The organism is Sphingobacterium suaedae (assembly GCF_042684625.1).
GTDB lineage: Bacteria > Bacteroidota > Bacteroidia > Sphingobacteriales > Sphingobacteriaceae > Sphingobacterium > Sphingobacterium suaedae.
The window spans coordinates 95,395-112,343 of record NZ_JBHULR010000002.1; the positions used below are offsets into that span (position 1 = coordinate 95,395).

19 protein-coding genes and 1 tRNA gene are annotated in these 16,949 nt (G+C 40.7%); 9 read left to right on the forward strand and 11 right to left on the reverse strand.

Annotated elements, in window-relative coordinates; translation table 11 throughout:
• Nucleotides 1-154: 154 nt before the first annotated feature.
• Nucleotides 155-1,141 (reverse strand): pyruvate dehydrogenase complex E1 component subunit beta, encoded by a 987-nt coding sequence (locus ACFSR5_RS02780; RefSeq protein ID WP_380900481.1) that lies wholly within the window; start codon nt 1,139-1,141, stop codon nt 155-157.
• Between the two features lie 123 nt (nt 1,142-1,264).
• Nucleotides 1,265-1,882, reverse strand: coding sequence for a futalosine hydrolase (gene mqnB, locus ACFSR5_RS02785; RefSeq protein ID WP_380900483.1), 618 nt, complete (start codon nt 1,880-1,882; stop codon nt 1,265-1,267).
• Nucleotides 1,883-1,944: 62 nt separating this feature from the next.
• On the opposite strand from mqnB, the gene ACFSR5_RS02790 reads away from it, so the two are divergent.
• The 8 genes from ACFSR5_RS02790 to ACFSR5_RS02825 all read left to right on the forward strand — a co-directional run bounded on the left by ACFSR5_RS02790 (nt 1,945) and on the right by ACFSR5_RS02825 (nt 8,289).
• Nucleotides 1,945-2,358, forward strand: a complete 414-nt coding sequence (locus ACFSR5_RS02790; protein ID WP_380900485.1) for a 6-pyruvoyl trahydropterin synthase family protein — start codon at nt 1,945-1,947, stop codon at nt 2,356-2,358.
• A gap of 135 nt (nt 2,359-2,493) precedes the next feature.
• Nucleotides 2,494-3,126, forward strand: a complete 633-nt coding sequence (folE, locus tag ACFSR5_RS02795; protein ID WP_380900487.1) for a GTP cyclohydrolase I FolE — start codon at nt 2,494-2,496, stop codon at nt 3,124-3,126.
• Nucleotides 3,127-3,258: 132 nt separating this feature from the next.
• Complete coding sequence (locus ACFSR5_RS02800; protein ID WP_380900489.1) at nt 3,259-3,894, forward strand: O-methyltransferase; 636 nt, start codon at nt 3,259-3,261, stop codon at nt 3,892-3,894.
• 22 nt (nt 3,895-3,916) lie between these two features.
• Complete coding sequence (locus ACFSR5_RS02805; protein WP_380900491.1) at nt 3,917-4,660, forward strand: glucosaminidase domain and LysM peptidoglycan-binding domain-containing protein; 744 nt, start codon at nt 3,917-3,919, stop codon at nt 4,658-4,660.
• Nucleotides 4,661-5,512 (forward strand): glucosaminidase domain-containing protein, encoded by an 852-nt coding sequence (locus ACFSR5_RS02810; protein WP_380900493.1) that lies wholly within the window; start codon nt 4,661-4,663, stop codon nt 5,510-5,512.
• Between the two features lie 115 nt (nt 5,513-5,627).
• Nucleotides 5,628-6,332, forward strand: coding sequence for a hypothetical protein (locus ACFSR5_RS02815; protein WP_380900495.1), 705 nt, complete (start codon nt 5,628-5,630; stop codon nt 6,330-6,332).
• Nucleotides 6,333-6,335: 3 nt separating this feature from the next.
• Nucleotides 6,336-7,373, forward strand: coding sequence for a DUF3078 domain-containing protein (locus ACFSR5_RS02820; protein ID WP_380900497.1), 1,038 nt, complete (start codon nt 6,336-6,338; stop codon nt 7,371-7,373).
• Between the two features lie 7 nt (nt 7,374-7,380).
• Entirely contained in the window at nt 7,381-8,289 is a 909-nt protein-coding gene (locus tag ACFSR5_RS02825) for an N-acetylmuramoyl-L-alanine amidase (RefSeq protein ID WP_380900499.1), read from the forward strand.
• Here ACFSR5_RS02825 and ACFSR5_RS02830 read toward each other — a convergent pair.
• The 6 genes from ACFSR5_RS02830 to ACFSR5_RS02855 all read right to left on the reverse strand — a co-directional run bounded on the left by ACFSR5_RS02830 (nt 8,269) and on the right by ACFSR5_RS02855 (nt 14,306).
• Nucleotides 8,269-9,963: a sodium:solute symporter gene (locus tag ACFSR5_RS02830; RefSeq protein WP_380900501.1), complete on the reverse strand. Its 1,695-nt coding sequence runs from the start codon at nt 9,961-9,963 to the stop codon at nt 8,269-8,271. The two genes, ACFSR5_RS02825 and ACFSR5_RS02830, sit on opposite strands and share 21 nt — an antisense overlap.
• 105 nt (nt 9,964-10,068) lie before the next feature.
• Nucleotides 10,069-10,266 carry a hypothetical protein gene (locus ACFSR5_RS02835; protein WP_380900503.1) on the reverse strand — a complete coding sequence of 66 codons (198 nt, stop codon included), beginning with the start codon at nt 10,264-10,266 and terminating at the stop codon, nt 10,069-10,071.
• 15 nt (nt 10,267-10,281) lie between these two features.
• Nucleotides 10,282-12,720 (reverse strand): PIG-L family deacetylase, encoded by a 2,439-nt coding sequence (locus tag ACFSR5_RS02840; protein ID WP_380900505.1) that lies wholly within the window; start codon nt 12,718-12,720, stop codon nt 10,282-10,284.
• Nucleotides 12,721-13,059: 339 nt separating this feature from the next.
• Nucleotides 13,060-13,317, reverse strand: coding sequence for a DUF6952 family protein (locus ACFSR5_RS02845; protein ID WP_380900507.1), 258 nt, complete (start codon nt 13,315-13,317; stop codon nt 13,060-13,062).
• Complete coding sequence (locus ACFSR5_RS02850) at nt 13,298-13,612, reverse strand: thioredoxin family protein (protein WP_380900509.1); 315 nt, start codon at nt 13,610-13,612, stop codon at nt 13,298-13,300. The genes ACFSR5_RS02845 and ACFSR5_RS02850 overlap by 20 nt, the downstream gene beginning before the upstream one ends.
• Before the next feature lie 61 nt (nt 13,613-13,673).
• The gene (locus ACFSR5_RS02855) at nt 13,674-14,306 is read right to left on the reverse strand and encodes a peroxiredoxin (RefSeq protein ID WP_380900511.1); all 633 of its coding nucleotides are present in this window, start codon (nt 14,304-14,306) and stop codon (nt 13,674-13,676) included.
• 181 nt (nt 14,307-14,487) lie between these two features.
• On the opposite strand from ACFSR5_RS02855, the gene ACFSR5_RS02860 reads away from it, so the two are divergent.
• Nucleotides 14,488-14,559, forward strand: a tRNA-Arg gene (locus tag ACFSR5_RS02860).
• 114 nt (nt 14,560-14,673) lie between these two features.
• On the opposite strand, the gene ACFSR5_RS02865 is transcribed toward ACFSR5_RS02860, so the two are convergent.
• From ACFSR5_RS02865 to ACFSR5_RS02875, 3 genes are all read right to left on the reverse strand, one after another.
• Nucleotides 14,674-15,786: a Fic family protein gene (locus tag ACFSR5_RS02865; protein ID WP_380900513.1), complete on the reverse strand. Its 1,113-nt coding sequence runs from the start codon at nt 15,784-15,786 to the stop codon at nt 14,674-14,676.
• A 350-nt stretch (nt 15,787-16,136) separates the two neighbouring features.
• Nucleotides 16,137-16,334 (reverse strand): hypothetical protein, encoded by a 198-nt coding sequence (locus ACFSR5_RS02870; RefSeq protein WP_380900515.1) that lies wholly within the window; start codon nt 16,332-16,334, stop codon nt 16,137-16,139.
• Between the two features lie 22 nt (nt 16,335-16,356).
• Nucleotides 16,357-16,617: a hypothetical protein gene (locus ACFSR5_RS02875; RefSeq protein WP_380900517.1), complete on the reverse strand. Its 261-nt coding sequence runs from the start codon at nt 16,615-16,617 to the stop codon at nt 16,357-16,359.
• Nucleotides 16,618-16,949: the final 332 nt, after the last annotated feature.

The following is a 16,949-nucleotide window of genomic DNA, read 5'->3' on the forward strand; positions in this document are numbered from 1 at the left end:
GACCGGAATAAATTTATCATCAATAAATTACAGAAAGGTGTGTATCGACCTGGTGACTGCACACATATATGCCAGAAATTGCAATGCAAATGGCCTGGAACAAAAAGAGGCCGTATAATTACGACCTCTTTTTGTATTTCTAAGCCAAAGGAACTTACTTTTTAATGTAAGATACTTCTTTTACAGCTTTAACGACTTTTGCTACACTAGGTAAAGAAGCTTCAACAAGAGTTGGTGCATAACCAAGCGGTACGTCGGCCGATGTTACACGCACTACAGGAGCATCTAAATAGTCAAAAGCATCTTTCTGTACTTTGAAAGCTACCTCTGAAGAGATGGAAGCCAATGGCCAAGCTTCTTCGACAACAACTAGTCTATTTGTCTTTTTCACAGACTCGATAATCGCAGGGAAATCGATCGGACGTACCGAACGCAAGTCAATTAATTCTACGTTAATTCCCTCCTTTGTCAATTCTTCTACCGCAGGAAGAACGACCCGAGGAATCATTTTACCAAAAGACACCACAGTAACGTCTGTTCCTTCTTTAATGATGTTAGCTTTGCCGATAGGAAGATAGTATTCTTCTTCAGGTACAGGACCTTTATCCCCATACATGACTTCCGACTCCATAAAAATAACCGGATCTGGATCAATGATGGACGATTTTAACAATCCTTTTGCATCATATGGATTAGACGGAACCACGACTTTCAAGCCAGGAGTATTTGCATACCAATTCTCAAAATTTTGTGAATGTTGCGCACCTAATTGTCCGGCATTACCTGTTGGTCCGCGGAAAACGATCGGACATGAAAACTGACCACCACTCATTTGGTGTATCTTGGCAGCGGCGTTGATAACCTGATCGATCGCAACTAAGGAGAAGTTAAATGTCATGAATTCGATGATGGGACGCAAACCGTTCATAGCCGCACCGACACCTATACCTGCAAAACCTAATTCCGCAATTGGCGTGTCAATAATACGTTTCGCTCCAAATTCATCCAACATTCCTTGGCTTACTTTGTATGCACCATTGTATTCAGCGACTTCTTCGCCCATCAAGAATATTTTATCATCTTTACGCATTTCTTCGTTCATCGCCTCACGAAGTGCTTCTCTGAATTGTATTTCTCTCATCAGTTGTAAAATTGTGTCTTTTTTGAATATCGCAAAACTACTATATTTTATTTATATTTCGTAATGGTCTGCCCGCAAAAAAGCCCTAAATATGTCATTATTTACGAAGGTTATAATGAATGTTTACACCAGGCTCTTAATGAGTTCCTGCAGAAAGCTATTCATATTGCCTACGGCCAGACCAATATTCCAAGCGGCTCGGTTCCGGGGCTCGACATAGTTGGATACTGCACGAAATTGGAGAGCGGCAATACCTTCTTGCAAGGCAACGTAGAAAAAAGAGGCGCCTTCCATGGATTCTATCAGAGGTTTGGTATATCGGATGCGCAATCGAGCGATACTGCTTTCACGACCATGGACCTTGTTAACGGTGATGGCCTGAGCTTTTTTTGCAAAAGGAATAGATTTTGGAACAGCATCAATAAGTTCATAAAATTGATGAGCGCCCAAACCTAGCTGTTCGATTGTTAAGAAGTTTTCCCGATCCTCCGCCCCCATTTCGAATATTTCATCCTGAACGATTTGATAGACTTCACCCAATGCGGCTTCTCGATCTAAAATACCACCAATTCCCACCTGTATCAAGAGATCTACCCGTCCGTTTTGCAATCTTTTAGAGAGCGCATAGCTACAGGCCACCATCCCTACACCGGTAATCAGATATTCAATCTGTCTTTCGGCGAGGAAAGAAAGAGACGGGTGCAATTCTTCTTCTGTGGCAGCAACGATTAATATCTTCATGTTGTAAAGGGCTTTGCACGGTGAATATACTAAAATATAGTTTTTTAGCCTATCTTTGTTTTATGATCTATATCACAAGACGCGAAAGATTTAGCGCCGCACATAAGCTGTACCGGGAAGACTGGTCTTTAGAACAGAACGAGGCTGTTTTCGGAAATTGCTCGAATCCGAACTGGCATGGACATAATTACGAATTGTTTGTTACCGTAAAGGGAGAGGTCGACGCAGAGACCGGATTTCTAATTGATTTGAAAAAAATGAAGCGGATCATCCTTGAACATGTCGTAAATAAACTAGACCACAAAAATGTGAATCTAGATGTCGATTTCATGCAGGGAAAAAAGGCCTCTACTGAAGTTATTGCGATAGAAATTTTTAAAGAACTGAAATCACATTTCGAACGGGAAAATGTACAGCTACACAGCGTGAAACTGTATGAAACCGAAAATAATTATGTGGAGTATTTTGGCGAATGATCATCTAATCGGAGAAAATCGGACGTAATTACTTTACACCGGTTCGTTTCCGTTTCGTAATTTACTTCTTACTTTTGGACAGGTCTCAATGCTAGACCATCATAATAGAAAATATTTACTTTTCACTTAGACAACATGAATAATCTAACATCTTTTGAAAACGAAGAACAGGACGGTTATATCAAGATAGATCAATATAACGCAAAACAAGTGGAGGAAATCGCAGCTCATTATCCTGCAATCCTTAAATCAATTGGTGAGAATCCTGAACGAGAGGGGCTCATCAAAACACCAGAGCGTGTGGCTAAAGCTCTCCAGTTTCTGACACATGGATATGATATCGATGCTGCTCAGGTATTGAAAAGCGCCATGTTTGAAGAAGATTATAGTCAGATGGTTGTGGTAAAAGACATTGAAGTTTATTCCATGTGTGAGCACCATATGCTGCCTTTTTTTGGAAAAGCACATATAGCCTATATTCCGAACGGACACATTGTCGGATTAAGCAAGATTCCTCGTGTGGTCGATGCGTTCGCTCGGCGTCTGCAAGTTCAAGAGCGACTGACGAATGAAATACGGGATTGTATTCAAAATACGCTGAAACCTGCTGGGGTAGCTGTCGTCATGGAATGTAAGCATATGTGCATGGCAATGAGGGGGGTACAGAAACAAAACTCGGTAACAACTACCTCTGCTTTTACAGGAGCCTTCCAAAATGATGTTACACGATCAGAATTTTTAAGACTAATTACAGCATCACTCGATTAAGGTGCTAAAGTGGAAAAAAATGGCTTTTTGACTTAAAAAAAAGCCATTTTTTTTGCGCTTATGGAAGCCCTTGCCAATTTAATTTATGTTAATTTTCTTTGCGAAATCAGGTTACTTATTACTTTTGTCACTATGCTTGAAAATCAGGAGGCCTTACAGGCCTATTTGGAACAGACATGTGATCAAGAAACCGATCTGTTAAATAAGATAAATCGGGAAACATATTTAAAGGAAACAATGCCTCACATGTTGTCCGGACATTTTCAAGGAAGAGTTCTTGCCATGTTGTCGAAACTCGTGAGACCCAAACAGATACTGGAAATAGGAACATTTACAGGATATGCGTCGCTTTGCTTGGCAGAGGGGTTAGCCGAAAAAGGGATACTGCATACCATTGATGTTAATGAAGAACAGGAAGATCGTGTGCAGGGTTACTTTAATGCATCTCCATATAAAGAGCATATTCGCTATCATATTGGTGACGCAGCAGAGGTAATTCCGACGATTGAGGGCGATTTTGACTTGGTATTTATTGATGCTGATAAGAAAAGAAACCTCTACTATTTTGAGACCTTGATAGATCGGGTTGTATCAGGGGGGCTTCTGTTGATTGATAATGTGCTTTGGAAAGGGAAGGTATTGCAGGATAATCCCGACGGACAAACAACTAAAGTGCTTGAACTGAACAGAGTATTGGCGGCGGATTCTCGAGTAGAGAAGTTAATTCTGCCGATTAGAGACGGGCTTTTTGTATTGCGCAAAAAGTAATTGTTGAACTAAAAGTAACCATATGCAAAAGACAGGTATTGGTAAGTACGTTATCGTGCTGCTAATGTTTGTGTTTACTGTCACGACGACAATTGCACAAAAATTTTCACCAAGTAGCTATATTGCTGAGCACAAAATAATGGCTCAACAATTAATGTTAGAAACGGGTGTGCCAGCATCCGTCATATTAGCGATAGCGATTCATGAAAGCGCTTATGGAAATAGTAAGATCGCTAAACACCTCAATAATCACTTCGGTATAAAAGGAAAGAACACAAGTAAGGTGATTCGTTCGGCTTACAAAGGCTATGGATCCGTTAAGGAATCTTACCTAGATTTTGTAGGGCTCCTAAAACGCAGGAAGTCAACAAATAATCTTTTTGACGATCACAGTCATTCCGATTACAAAGGCTGGGTAAAGGGAATTGCTCGATCTGGCTATTCGACAACAGGAAGTTGGTCTTCTAAAGTTCTCGCCACCATTAATCGGTATAATCTCGACGAATATGATCACGTAGATCCTGTTCCGACCCAAGGCCCTCTGCTCGCTGAAAAGCAGGAAGCTAAACAAGGGGATCTTTTATTGAGTTCTATGGAAAAGAATGAAACTCCGGTCCGTTTTGGAACGACGGAGACGCACGTTGTTAAAAAAGGCGAAACTCTTTCGACATTGGCAAAGCGCTATGACACCTCCGTGGAGGCACTAAAAAAACGTAATAATTTGCAATCATCTAAACTTTCCATAGGCCAACGCATATTGCTGTAAATGAAACGACAGACGTTACTCCTGACATTTTTTATAGCGATTACCTTAGGACTGGGCGCCTGTGCTTCCCGAAAGTCGGTTCTGCAGAATCCTGGACATGGTAAATCCAAAAACCATAGCGGAGGCTCAAAGAATTCCGCCCTCCGAAGCGCAACCTCTACATCGGGATTAGATTATATCGCCCGGTACAAAGACATTGCGATTTCTGAGATGAACCGGTATGGTATTCCGGCAAGCATAAAATTGGCTCAAGCGCTCCTGGAATCGGGAAGTGGGAACAGCTATTTGGCACGAGAGGCCAATAATCATTTTGGAATAAAATGTGGGGGTGTTTGGGATGGAAGATCCGTCACACGACCGGACGATCACGTCAATGATTGTTTTCGTGTATACGATAGCCCTGAGCAATCTTTTCACGACCACAGCCAATTCTTACTTAGAAAACGCTACGAAAAACTCTTTATGCTCGATAAAGATGATTATAAGGGGTGGGCCCACGGTCTAAAGAATGCCGGATATGCCACGAATCCTCGTTACCCTGAGCTGCTTATCGACCTGATCGAGCGCTATCAGCTCTATCAATACGATCGTGCGGAGATTTCTTATGTCGCCAAAGAGCAACGGGAAGAAAAAGTGGAAGAAATTATTGAAGAGAAAGCCTTCGTTGAACCAGAAGTACAAACAGAGGAAATAAAAACTGCGGTAGCCATGATCATACATGAGGTGAAAGCCGGGGATACACTCTTTAGCATTAGCAAACGTTATAATATCACCGTGGAACAGATCCGACAGTTAAATGGGCTTTCTTCAGATAATCTTTCCCTAGGCCAGTTGCTGGTCATCACGAAGTAATTGTATAAAAGTTGTTAAAATTTGGAAAGATAAGCTTCTTTCGCTTAGTTTTATAGCTGTGGAAGTCTTGAAGCATGTTATTTTTCTCTACTTTATGTTCTGTTCAACTGTAACCATGTTTGCACAGACTCGTTTCGTTCAAGGCATTGTTTTTGATGAGGAAGTGAACCAACGGTTAGGCAAAGTGTTTTTAAAAAACGAACGTACGAAGGAAAATACATTTAACAATGCGCGTGGCGAGTTTGAAATCGGCGTGGCGGCGGGTGATCAATTGGTGGCATCTAAGGAAGGATACTATAGCGATACCTTGGTTTATTCAGGACAACCATTGCTAATGATTTACTTAAAGCGGACATCGATCTATATACCTGAAGTCAAAGTGGTAGCAAGGAGATCCCCCGAAGACGTACTCAAACAGCGTCAGGAAGATTTTAACAAAGCATATAAGTTGGCAGACCCGGGATCTGTTTTTAGTGTTGGTCCGACTGGAGCAGGGCTAAGTATTGGATCTATTTTCAATATGTTGAGTAAAGAAGGGAAAAATGCAAGACGCTTAACGAAACTTATACAGCTGGAATACGAAGAGAATGTCATTGATTCTAAATTTACGCCCGATCTCGTTCACAATTTAACGGGCTTGTCGGGTGAACACCTCAAAAATTTTATGAGTAACTATCGGCCTACTTACTATTTTGTGTCTGTAGCCTCGCCGTATGAGCTCACGGCATATATCAAGAGCAAGTATGAAATATTTAAATTAAATCCTAACTTGCGCTTTTTACCGAAGTTACCGGACATAGATTTAGAAGTTAATAATTAGAACATGATGTTTAAAAGGATAAAATTACTTTTTGTTGTTTTTGCGATCATGGGCATCCAATACGGATTTGCACAGATTGATCTTAAAAAATTACGTGCAAAGCCCGATACCAATATTGTGGAACAACCGAAATCACCCGTAACAAATATCAATCAAGTACTTGTGCCTATCCCCAAACTGGATCTGGAAGTAGATTATTGGAAACATTGGACTAAGTTCGGTATAAATGCTAATCAAGCCTCTTTTAGTGATAACTGGAGTGCCGGAGGTGTGAATTCGATTGCTGTCGGTGTGTTGGCTTGGCATAAGTCGGAGTACAATAAGAATAATTTTCAGTTTACAACGGAACTTGACCTGAAATACGGAAAGATAAAAAACAAGGATCAACTTGCAAAGAAAAATAACGACCGAATTTTCTGGGATAATAAATTAGCATACAAGCTTTCAAAAAGCTGGGCCTTATATTTCTCCGTTACTTTCGAATCCCAATTTGATATTGGCTATACCTATAAAACGACGGATGGTGTTGAACGGATTTATGAGTATAACACCAGTTTCATGGGGCCTGGTTACTTTACGGAATCATTCGGTTTGGAGTACAAACCTGATAACACCTTCTCCCTTCGATTGGGTACAGGTACTGCGAGGCAGACTTTGGTATTAGATGACAGAGTGAAGCCGCTTACCATCGAGGAGTATGCAAGTCGTTATCCGGAAAATGATCCTATTAAAGCAGATCAGGAGAAATTTGGGTTAAAGGTCGGAGAAAACTTTAGAAACGATCTCGCGTTCCAGTTGACAGCAAATCTAGATCGTAATTTGTCGAAAAACTTAAATCTAAAGAGTCGATACAATTTATTTGCAGACTATAAAGAGTTGAGCGATCCCGATCATCGTTTAGATGCAACCTTAACGGCAAAGGTAACCAATTTAGTGAACGTTTCCCTAACAGGAATTATGGTTTATAATTCCGACGAAGCTCCTAAAGTCCAATATAGTCAAGCGCTAGCACTGGGCCTTACTTACACATTACCGAGATAAATAAAATTTGAATAAGACATACAATTATATCAATTTATTATTTTATGTTGTTATCCTAGCGGGTTGCAGTACACCAAAAAGTCGTGTCCTGCAACCTCCTGCTCCACCCGTGCTGCGGGTAGACACTACGAAAATTAATCCGGATTCGGTAAGTATCCCATCTGTTACGGAGGCATTAACGGAAAATCAAACGCCCGCTCTCCCTATTCTACGCACAACCGAAGATCGAATCAAGGAAATGATGCGTCAGGGCATCAACAAAAATTCTGATTGGACTGAAGCGGTACATTATGATATCCGTAAACCTAATTTTGTTGTTATTCATCATACCGCGCAACATAGCATCAATCAGACCATTCGTACGTTTCAACTGGAACACACCAAAGTCTCTGCGCATTATGTTATCGGCAAAGATGGTCAGGTAGTTCAGATGCTGAACGACTATCTCCGTTCTTGGCACGCAGGACGATCAAAATGGGGCAATATTACGGATATGAATTCCGTTTCCTTAGGTATCGAGTTGGACAACAATGGACGAGAGCCGTTTCCTGAGGCGCAGATCAACGCTTTGCTTACGCTATTGGATACCGTGAAGACAAAATACCAAATACCATTTACCAATTTTCTTGGTCACGCTGATATTACCCCTTCCCGTAAGGACGACCCAAGCGTATTTTTTCCATGGAAAAAACTAGCGGAGCGCGGTTTTGGCGTTTGGTACGACGAATCTAATCTCTCCCCCGTTCCAGCAGATTTTAATTATGTGGATGCGCTTAGGATTATTGGTTATGACGTTGCAAATTTAAGAGCCGCTATCATCGCTTTTAAGCGAAAATTTATTGTTGTAGACACCAGTGGTAACATGACGGAGTACGACAAACGCGTTCTTTACAATTTATACCGAAGGTACTTTTGATCGGAAGAATAGCACTTGAAGCACGGATCCTAAGACGACCACGCATACGCACCCAGCCAGATTGAGCCATAAGTAAGCCATGACATCTGCTTTCCAAATAGCAAAAACAATGATTTCGGATAGTAGAGCAGCCCAAAAAACAGCTTTTCCTCGAATTTTCCGTACATAGAAAGCGACCAAGAATATGCCCAAAATCGTCCCGTAAAACAGAGAGCCTAAAATATTAACAGCTTCCAACAGGTTCCCTAATCGGCTGGCATACAGAGCCACAAGAAGTGTAATAATGCCCCAGAACAACGTAAATAGTCTCGACGCGTTTAGATAACCCCGATCAGAAGCTTTTTTGTTGATAAACCGTTTGTAGATGTCCACAACCGTGGTAGAAGATAGCGAATTGATGGCGCTGGCTGTGGCACCCATAGAGGCAAGGAAGATGACAGCTATCAATAAGCCTATGAGACCTTTTGGAAAGGTACTGGTTACGAAGGAAAGAAAAATGTAATTGTTATCATTTAGATCTGCCTTGGGATCATTTTTTTGGAGGATTGCTTCTACTTCTTGACGCAGCGCTTTATCTTGCTCGTTTTTCTGAAGTAGTTTTTTACGAATCGCATCTGCTGTCACATCGTCTCCATCACTGGCGGCTAGCTTATTCACAAGTAGCCTTTTTTCTTGGGACAAAGACTCATGCTGCTGAATAACGTCCTGATATGCTTGAGCATATACGCTATTTTCAATTTTTCTGACTTCGACGTTATTAAAAAAAAGCGGTGGAGTATTGAACTGGTAATAGGCGAAAACCAGTACACCTATTAACAAAATACAAAATTGCATGGGGACCTTAAGCAAACCGTTCATCAATAAACCTAATCGAGAGTCCCTGATCGAAGAACCCGTGAGATAACGACCCACTTGGCTTTGATCCGTACCGAAATAAGATAGCTGTAGAAAAAAACCTCCGATAAGCCCAGTCCAAACCGTGTATTGGTTGTTAAGATCAAAATTCCAATCAATGGCGTTCGTTTTTCCTGATTTCCCTGCGATATGAAGCGCATCCCGGAATCCGATATCTTCAGGCAATAAATAAACGACCATAAAGCCAGCAGTCAGGAGTGCACCAAAAATAATTCCCATTTGCAACAACTGGGTATATGATACGGCTTTGCTTCCGCCCCAGACGGTATATAAAATGACCATCGTACCAATAATCAACGTCGTATATGTGACATCCAAATGTAAGATGCTGGAGAGAATAATAGAAGGGGCGAAAATCGTGATGCCCGTTGAAATCCCACGCTGTATGAGAAAAAGACTTGCAGTTAGTACACGGGTTTGTACATCAAAACGACGTTCTAAAAACTCGTAGGCTGTATAGACTTTTAAACGGTGAAAGATCGGGACGAACGTAATACATAGAACGATCATCGCTAACGGCAGACCAAAGTAGAACTGCGCAAAGCTCATGCCGGAAGAATAGGCTAAACCCGGAGCAGATAAGAAGGTAATTGCACTGGCTTGGGTAGCCATGACGGATAGTCCAACGTTGTACCACGGGAGTTGTCGATCCCCAACAAGATATCCGTCGATATTCCTAATTCCCCTACTCTTATAGATACCGTACGCAACGATGAGGATGAGCGTAAAAAAGAGTACTATCCAGTCAATAGTACTCATGAGTAATGTTTAGTAAACCAATACATTAATAAAATGCAGACGACAAGCCATATACATACAAGTATGTAAAATTGCCTCCAGCTTTTTACAAAGGGGGGTAGTCCCTTATCTGTCATGTGGTTTATGTGGGAGAAACACGCTGATAAAAAAGATTGCGAAGACCAGGCCAATAACTGTTCCTGCGACAAAGCCTAAGAATGTACCGCATGCAACGATAGAAATCAAAGCGCCAAATATTGTCCCGATCAATAGGATTAGACTTTTTTCGTTTAGTGATTCGTTGTTTTCTACTTGATTTTCCATTATATTAATATCTGCTTATTTTTCTTTTGTTAACAAATTTACGAATAATCTGCTAGCTCCGGGAACTCCTGCGGGCAATTGTCGGAAAAAAGATAACGACGTGTAAATAAATTTACCTTTTCCGAGCTTGGTAATGAGCAGGGATCCGGTGTGCGCAGTCTCATTTTTATCGTTCATGGCCAACGGCGTGCGGTAAGATGGGTCAATATCTTCGGCAAAATAAAGTCCGCGCTCTTGGACCCAACCTTCAAAATCCTGTGCAGTAATTTTATTCGGATAGTTCAACACGGGATCCTCCGGATTCAAAAATGATACCTGCGCATCTTCTTCCGTTACCCGGGTTCTGGTAATTTGAAAAGGTTTGGGTGCAAAATCTGTTGTTTGTAGCCGAGAGTTCACATTGTATTGGAAGACGGCAACCCCTCCGGTCTTGACATAATCAAAAATAACCGGCATTTTCTGTGCTATTTTTTGTTCAACATTTAAGATGCGGACGCCAAGAACAAGGGCATCATACTGTGCGAGAACTTCTTTACTGATTTTATCAATGTCTAAAACATCCACCGCTGTGCCTAAGTTTCTCAAGGCTTCCGGTATCAGATCACCAGCTCCCGTAATATAGCCAACATGCTTAACAGGATTAATTAAGTCGAGTGGAACGAGCTTCGATGTAGTCTTCGGGAACCATGTTTGCGTTGGTATATGCTCGTATGAAATTGTCTCAATTCCTCGTAGAGATTCCCCAGATATGGAGAATGCGAGCGTGTCCGCGCTAGACGAAGGCGATTCGTTTGCGATATCAATAGCTTTAACAACGCTATATTGCTTTTCCGGAAAGGACACAAAGAGTTTGTCGGGAACAATTTTCCATCCTGAGGTCTTTGTTTGCGGAACAATAGTTACGGATTTTACACTGGGATCGTGTCTTTCGAGGGTAAGAAGTAATGTTTTATGTACACCAGGCTTTACAAGTAGAGTTTGGTTGTGAACGGATAGGGTCACTGGAGGAACGATTTCTATATATTCCCGCACCTCTCCACGTACTGGATCTACATACCGATACTGTAGCGGCACCGGCAGCTGAAAGGTTACGTCTGCAATCTGTAAGGAAACATACGCCATTGGAAGATCCGGGTTTATTGGAAAACCCACGTAGTTGCTGTCCACTTCAAATTTTCCAAGACTATGTGGTTTTGTGAGCCAATAGGGTTGTGTTGTAGTTTCTACGACGATTGATTCGTCAAACCGCTGAATCTCGTTGTAGGGTATTAGCTTATCGATACGCTTATCATTGATTCCTACTAAACGTACCATTGTCTTTGGATTTCTGCTAATGAGTTCAATTTGGAAAGGGATAACTTGTCCTTTGTAAAAACGGGAAGAAGCCGTTACACCCTCCAGTTTTACGCCAGCGCAAGCTAAAAGGAGTTCTTCAACCTCTTGTAGCTTGCGATCCTTCCAATACCCATTTTGTAGCTTTTGTAACCTGTGCCAGAGTTGAGCAAGTCCCGGAATGGATTGCTGCGGTGCTAGCGGATTGAAAGTTTCTATTAACGAAGATACTTCTTGTTGGATAGGTTCGCTGTCGGGCACCCTGTTCCAGCTAAGGTCTATTTTGTCAAAAAGATCAGTTGTCGGCTTATCACCATCAACATATTCGAAAGATTCAATGGCGAATCCATTTGAGGCAGCCGAACCAAAACCCTGGCTTTTGTGCTGCGAACGGCTTCGAGCGGAGATCTCGCCATAAGACTGACCCAATAGCGGATTGAATTGTCCAATATCTATTTTTAATTGGTTTGGACTATCTCCTTGCATACGCATAAAGTTGGCCGTATTCCAAAGTAGACGCTTCGCTTGCCAGGGTTTAACGATGTTGAGTTGCTCAGGAAACACTGTGGGATCGGCCGCAGCTTTAAACGCTTCGTGTGCTAAAATTGCCGAAGCTTGATGATGCCCATGTCCTCCGCGCTCGTCGGGCGGGAACCTCGTAATGATTACATCTGGTTGTAATTTCCTAATAATCCAAACCGCCTCTCGGAGCACTTCTTCTTTTTTCCAGAATTTGAAGGTTTCCTCATGCGTTTTTGAAAAACCGAAATCAAAAGCCGAAGAAAAGTATTGTTCTCCTCCATCAATTTTTCGAGCTTGTAAGAGTTCCTGGGTTCGGATCAGTCCCAGCTCAATGCCTTGTTCTGTTCCAATAAGGTTCTGACCGCCATCGCCACGTGTAAGTGAAAGATAGGCCGTTCGTACTTTTCGTTCAGAGGCTAAATAAGCGATCAATTTCGTGTTTTCATCGTCTGGATGTGCTGCGAAATACAGCACAGAACCCAGAACATTCAACCGTTCCAATCCAAGTTGTATTTCTGCAGACGACTTTTGGAGAAAGGGCTGGGCGAAAGATCGGCTACAAAAAAGAAAAATCAGGAAAAAAAAGAAGTGTCGTCTCATAGAGACTAAAAATAGAAAATAATTTAAGGTCGCGTAGTCAAAATGCCGTAAAACTTTTGTAGCAATCTTGGCTGTAAAATAAAAGGAACCAAATCGCCATTTGATTCCTTTTACCAACAATTAAAAATCTTTGTCTAAAACTTCCAATTCAACCCTGTGAATTTTGAAAAAACCAAATGGTAACAGTCGACAGTTTTAAAATAGTAACCTTTAGTACTAGTAAAAATAGGATTTATTCCTAGGAATTGTCGGGAGCTGGAGTAAATACTTTTCCACATTAAGCAAGTTATAAACACCAAAGCTTCTCGTTGTAAGTGATAGCAAGTTTAATCCGATAAGTTATTTATCGATTGATCCTAAAACGCGCTGCATAAAGCCGTTTAATGCATCTTTTTTGGAAGCCCCTTCTTTTATTAGCTTATCGACCTCGATAGCTCCGTACATATTCGAAATCAATTCGCCGATCACATCTAATTCCTCATCTTTTAGCGAGGGCACCTCAGTTAGAGATTCTAGTGTTTCAATAGTCTCTAGTACGAAATCAGCGTCATTCTGCTCTATAAAATCGAGTAGGTGCTTAATTACTGGTAACTTCATGTATTAAATCTACTAATCCGTCAATTTTGTTTGTTTGTACCTGATTTATCAATTTGCCATTTTTAAAAGCGGCGAAAGTTGGAAGATTGTTAACGTTTGCAAGCTTCCTAGATTCAGGAAATTTTTCGGCGTCGACTATGACAAATGAAACATTGTCATTCTCTGCAGCTAGTTTTTTGAACTTTGGTTTCATAATCCTACAGTTTCCACACCAAGAGGCCGAATACTGCACAACAACGACATCATCGCTACTAACAAGCTCTTGTAAAGAGTCGTTTTCTAATTCTTGTAACATATTCTTTAGTTTTAAGTAGGAGAGAAAGAACTTCTCTCCTATATAGTTTAAGCGTGTATTATTAGTTGGCAGATAGATAAGAAGCTACACCTTCACGTGTTGCGTTCATGGCATCTTTGCCCTCTTCCCAGTTTGCGGGACATACTTCTCCATGTTTTTGGACGTGTGTATATGCATCGATCAGGCGGATGTATTCTTTTACATTGCGTCCCAGTGGCATATCGTTTACAGACTCATGGAATACCTTGCCCGTCTCGTCGATTAAATATGTTGCGCGGTAACTTACAGCTGACCCTTCTACTAAAGTACCGTATTCAGGATGCTCTACTTCTTTCATTTCCAAAATGCCTAATACACTTGACAGATTACGATTTGTGTCGGCAATTAAGGCATATTCCACACCTTCGATGCCACCATTGTCTTTGGCGGTGTTTAACCAAGCAAAGTGAACTTCAGCGGAATCACAAGACGCACCCACGAGGATAGTGTTTCTTTTAGCGAATTCTTCCGAAGCTTCTTGGAAAGCATGCAATTCCGTAGGGCATACAAATGTAAAGTCTTTAGGATACCAGAACAAAAGGATTTTCTTTCCTTCTTTCTGTGCCTGCTCGAATAAATTGATTTGGAAGTTATCGCCTAAATAATCAATTGCGTCAACTGTGATGTTAGGGAAATTTTTACCTGTAAAACTCATAATACTTTTTCTTTCTTTTTTTGTGCTACAAAATTACGTTTTTTATCGGCAGGAAATAATCAAAAAACTCAATGATATATCTATAAAATCTATAACTTAATAGTGTAATGTATAGATTATCTTTATTTAGAAAAATCAATAAAAAACCTATTTTTGTACTTAACTCATCGCAATGAGGAATGGCCCCGTAGTTCAACGGATAGAATAGATGTTTCCTAAACATTTGATAGCAGTTCGATTCTGCTCGGGGCTACTTAGGAGACACTACTTGAGACTGTTTGTTTTACACTCCCCGACTCCCCGCTACTTTTTAAGGAAAGTCGAACCATAGGCTTTCTTTTTTTTAAGGTACTTTATGGTAGATACTCTATTGTCCTTCCAATATACGAATCAAATCGTCATTGATATAAAAAACTTCTCGTCCTTCTTTTGACGGTGTGAGTATTCGCGCTGCGACAAGTTCATTGACATATTTTGTCAAAGTTGTTCTGGAAGACATCTGTAGTATGTCGCCGATCAACTTTGGTTTGATATAGGGTTGACTAAACAGCAGTTCATTTACTTCTTTATTATACCATTTGATATTTGACTTACCGTATTCCAATGTAGTTTCCATCTGATCCAGTATACTGTTGATGAGTTGATTGGTTAAAAATGCTGTTTTTTCGACTGCATCTAGCATATAGAGTACCCATGGTTTCCAACTCCCACGCTGAGTAACGGCACCTAAATTATAATAATAATCATCTTTGTGTACGATGATATATTTGGAAAGATACAAGACCGGTTGATCCAAGAGGCCTTGATTGACCAAGTAGAGCAGGTTTAATATCCGACCTGTACGACCATTTCCGTCAGGAAAAGGGTGTATGGCTTCAAATTGATAGTGTGCTATACACATTTTGAGTAATGGGTCAGTGTCGGACAGCTTATCATCATTCAGATAGTCCAATAGATTTCCCATTAGTCGTTCTACAAGACCGACTCCTCTTGGAGGAGTGTATATAATCTCCCCTGATCTAAATTCGCTTTGTCCACGTTGAATGACCGTCAATGTATGTGCTGGCCGTATGCTGCCAGATGTATTTTTGATCTGTCGGAAAATAGCAATTATACTTTCAAGGTCGATATCGTTTTTTTCCTTTACACGTTGATATCCCTCCCAAAGTGCTTCCCTATACCTCAAAACCTCTTTTGTGGCAGGATTGGCATTTTTTTCCTGAACGGTATCCGACACAGCTTTATAAAGCTCGTCTTCTGTTGTAAAGATATTTTCTATAGCAGATGACGCTTTGGCTTCCTGAAGAGCAATCGTATTGACCAGCATATAGGGATTGGGCAGACGCCGTACATTACTATTTACCCCTGCCAATGCTCTGGATGCCGTGACCAGTTTTTTCAGAATATCTACGTCATCGCCAATGTTTTGCGGAGGCAGGGGAGGAAGATCATTGAAAGGTTTTTTTCTATCGTATGCCATTTATGTTCAAATTTAACCTGATACTGGACATATATACAAAGTAATGAAATAAAATGGACATATTTTTAGGATATGTCCATTTTTTATTCAAAAATGGACATACTTAAATTAGGTGTTCATTTGGATGTATTTCTTGCTTTTGTTATAGCTTTAAAGTCTCCAATGAGGTTCGACCTTCCGCAACTTGCCCTACTTAAGGAGACACCGTATAACGGTTATCTCCTTTTTTAATGCCAATAAAAATCTGTAGCCCAAAATGTTAGTGTCGGGTCATTTATAGTTCGATATTTGTAGCCAAGATTTTTAGCCTATTGTGTAGTATTGTCTGAAAAACCTAGTTTTTGATGTCGTTATGGCCTTTTTTCCAAAGTTCGATTTCTTCTTAGGGATTCGACTTCTAGATCCTCTTCTGGTTTGTTGTAGTTCTTTGCGACAAGATAGAGAAAATCCAGTATAACATCAGTTTCCTCCTCGCTCACTTGGATACCGTTTTTTGCTAATGTTGCGATTGCCCGTTTATCCGAAACCTTTTTATCTATAAAACTCATTTCCTTAGTTGGTGTTTTTTTATTATATTTTTGACAATGCCGTGTTCAGATCCAATGACATATCTCCTGTTTGGTAATCGACCCTAAGAGGTGGGATTAGATTGACGAGATGTTTTTTGTCAGTCGCATCCATGCTTGAAAATCCCTGAAGAAAAGTTACAATTGGCCGATCTCCCTGTTGCCGTTGCTTATCAATACTTTTCAATTTCTTATTAATATCGCTGAGTTCTTTTTTCAGGCACTTGGAATTAACACGATACTCTTTTTTATTCGCTATAGTCATCGAGTTTTAATACAGCTGCGATGAACAGCTTCCTAGTTTGGGATAACGTCAGTTCCTGTTCGTGTAGTCTCCTCACTACCTGCTGCCGCTCTTGAAGGTACTCTGCTTTCTGTGTATTTGTATTCCAGTCTTCCAGAACACAATTGAATATATCTACAGCTTTCCTTGAAAGTATCAAATGCTGAAGTTCCTGCTGATAACGCTCATTGAGAGGAGGAGCTTTGATTCTCGTCTTACATCTTCCTCGACAATGGTAATAGGGATGTTTTTTAGTTGAACCTTGATAAAAGCTTCATTTTTCCGTTAAGGAACCTGAAGGTGACAGAACATAT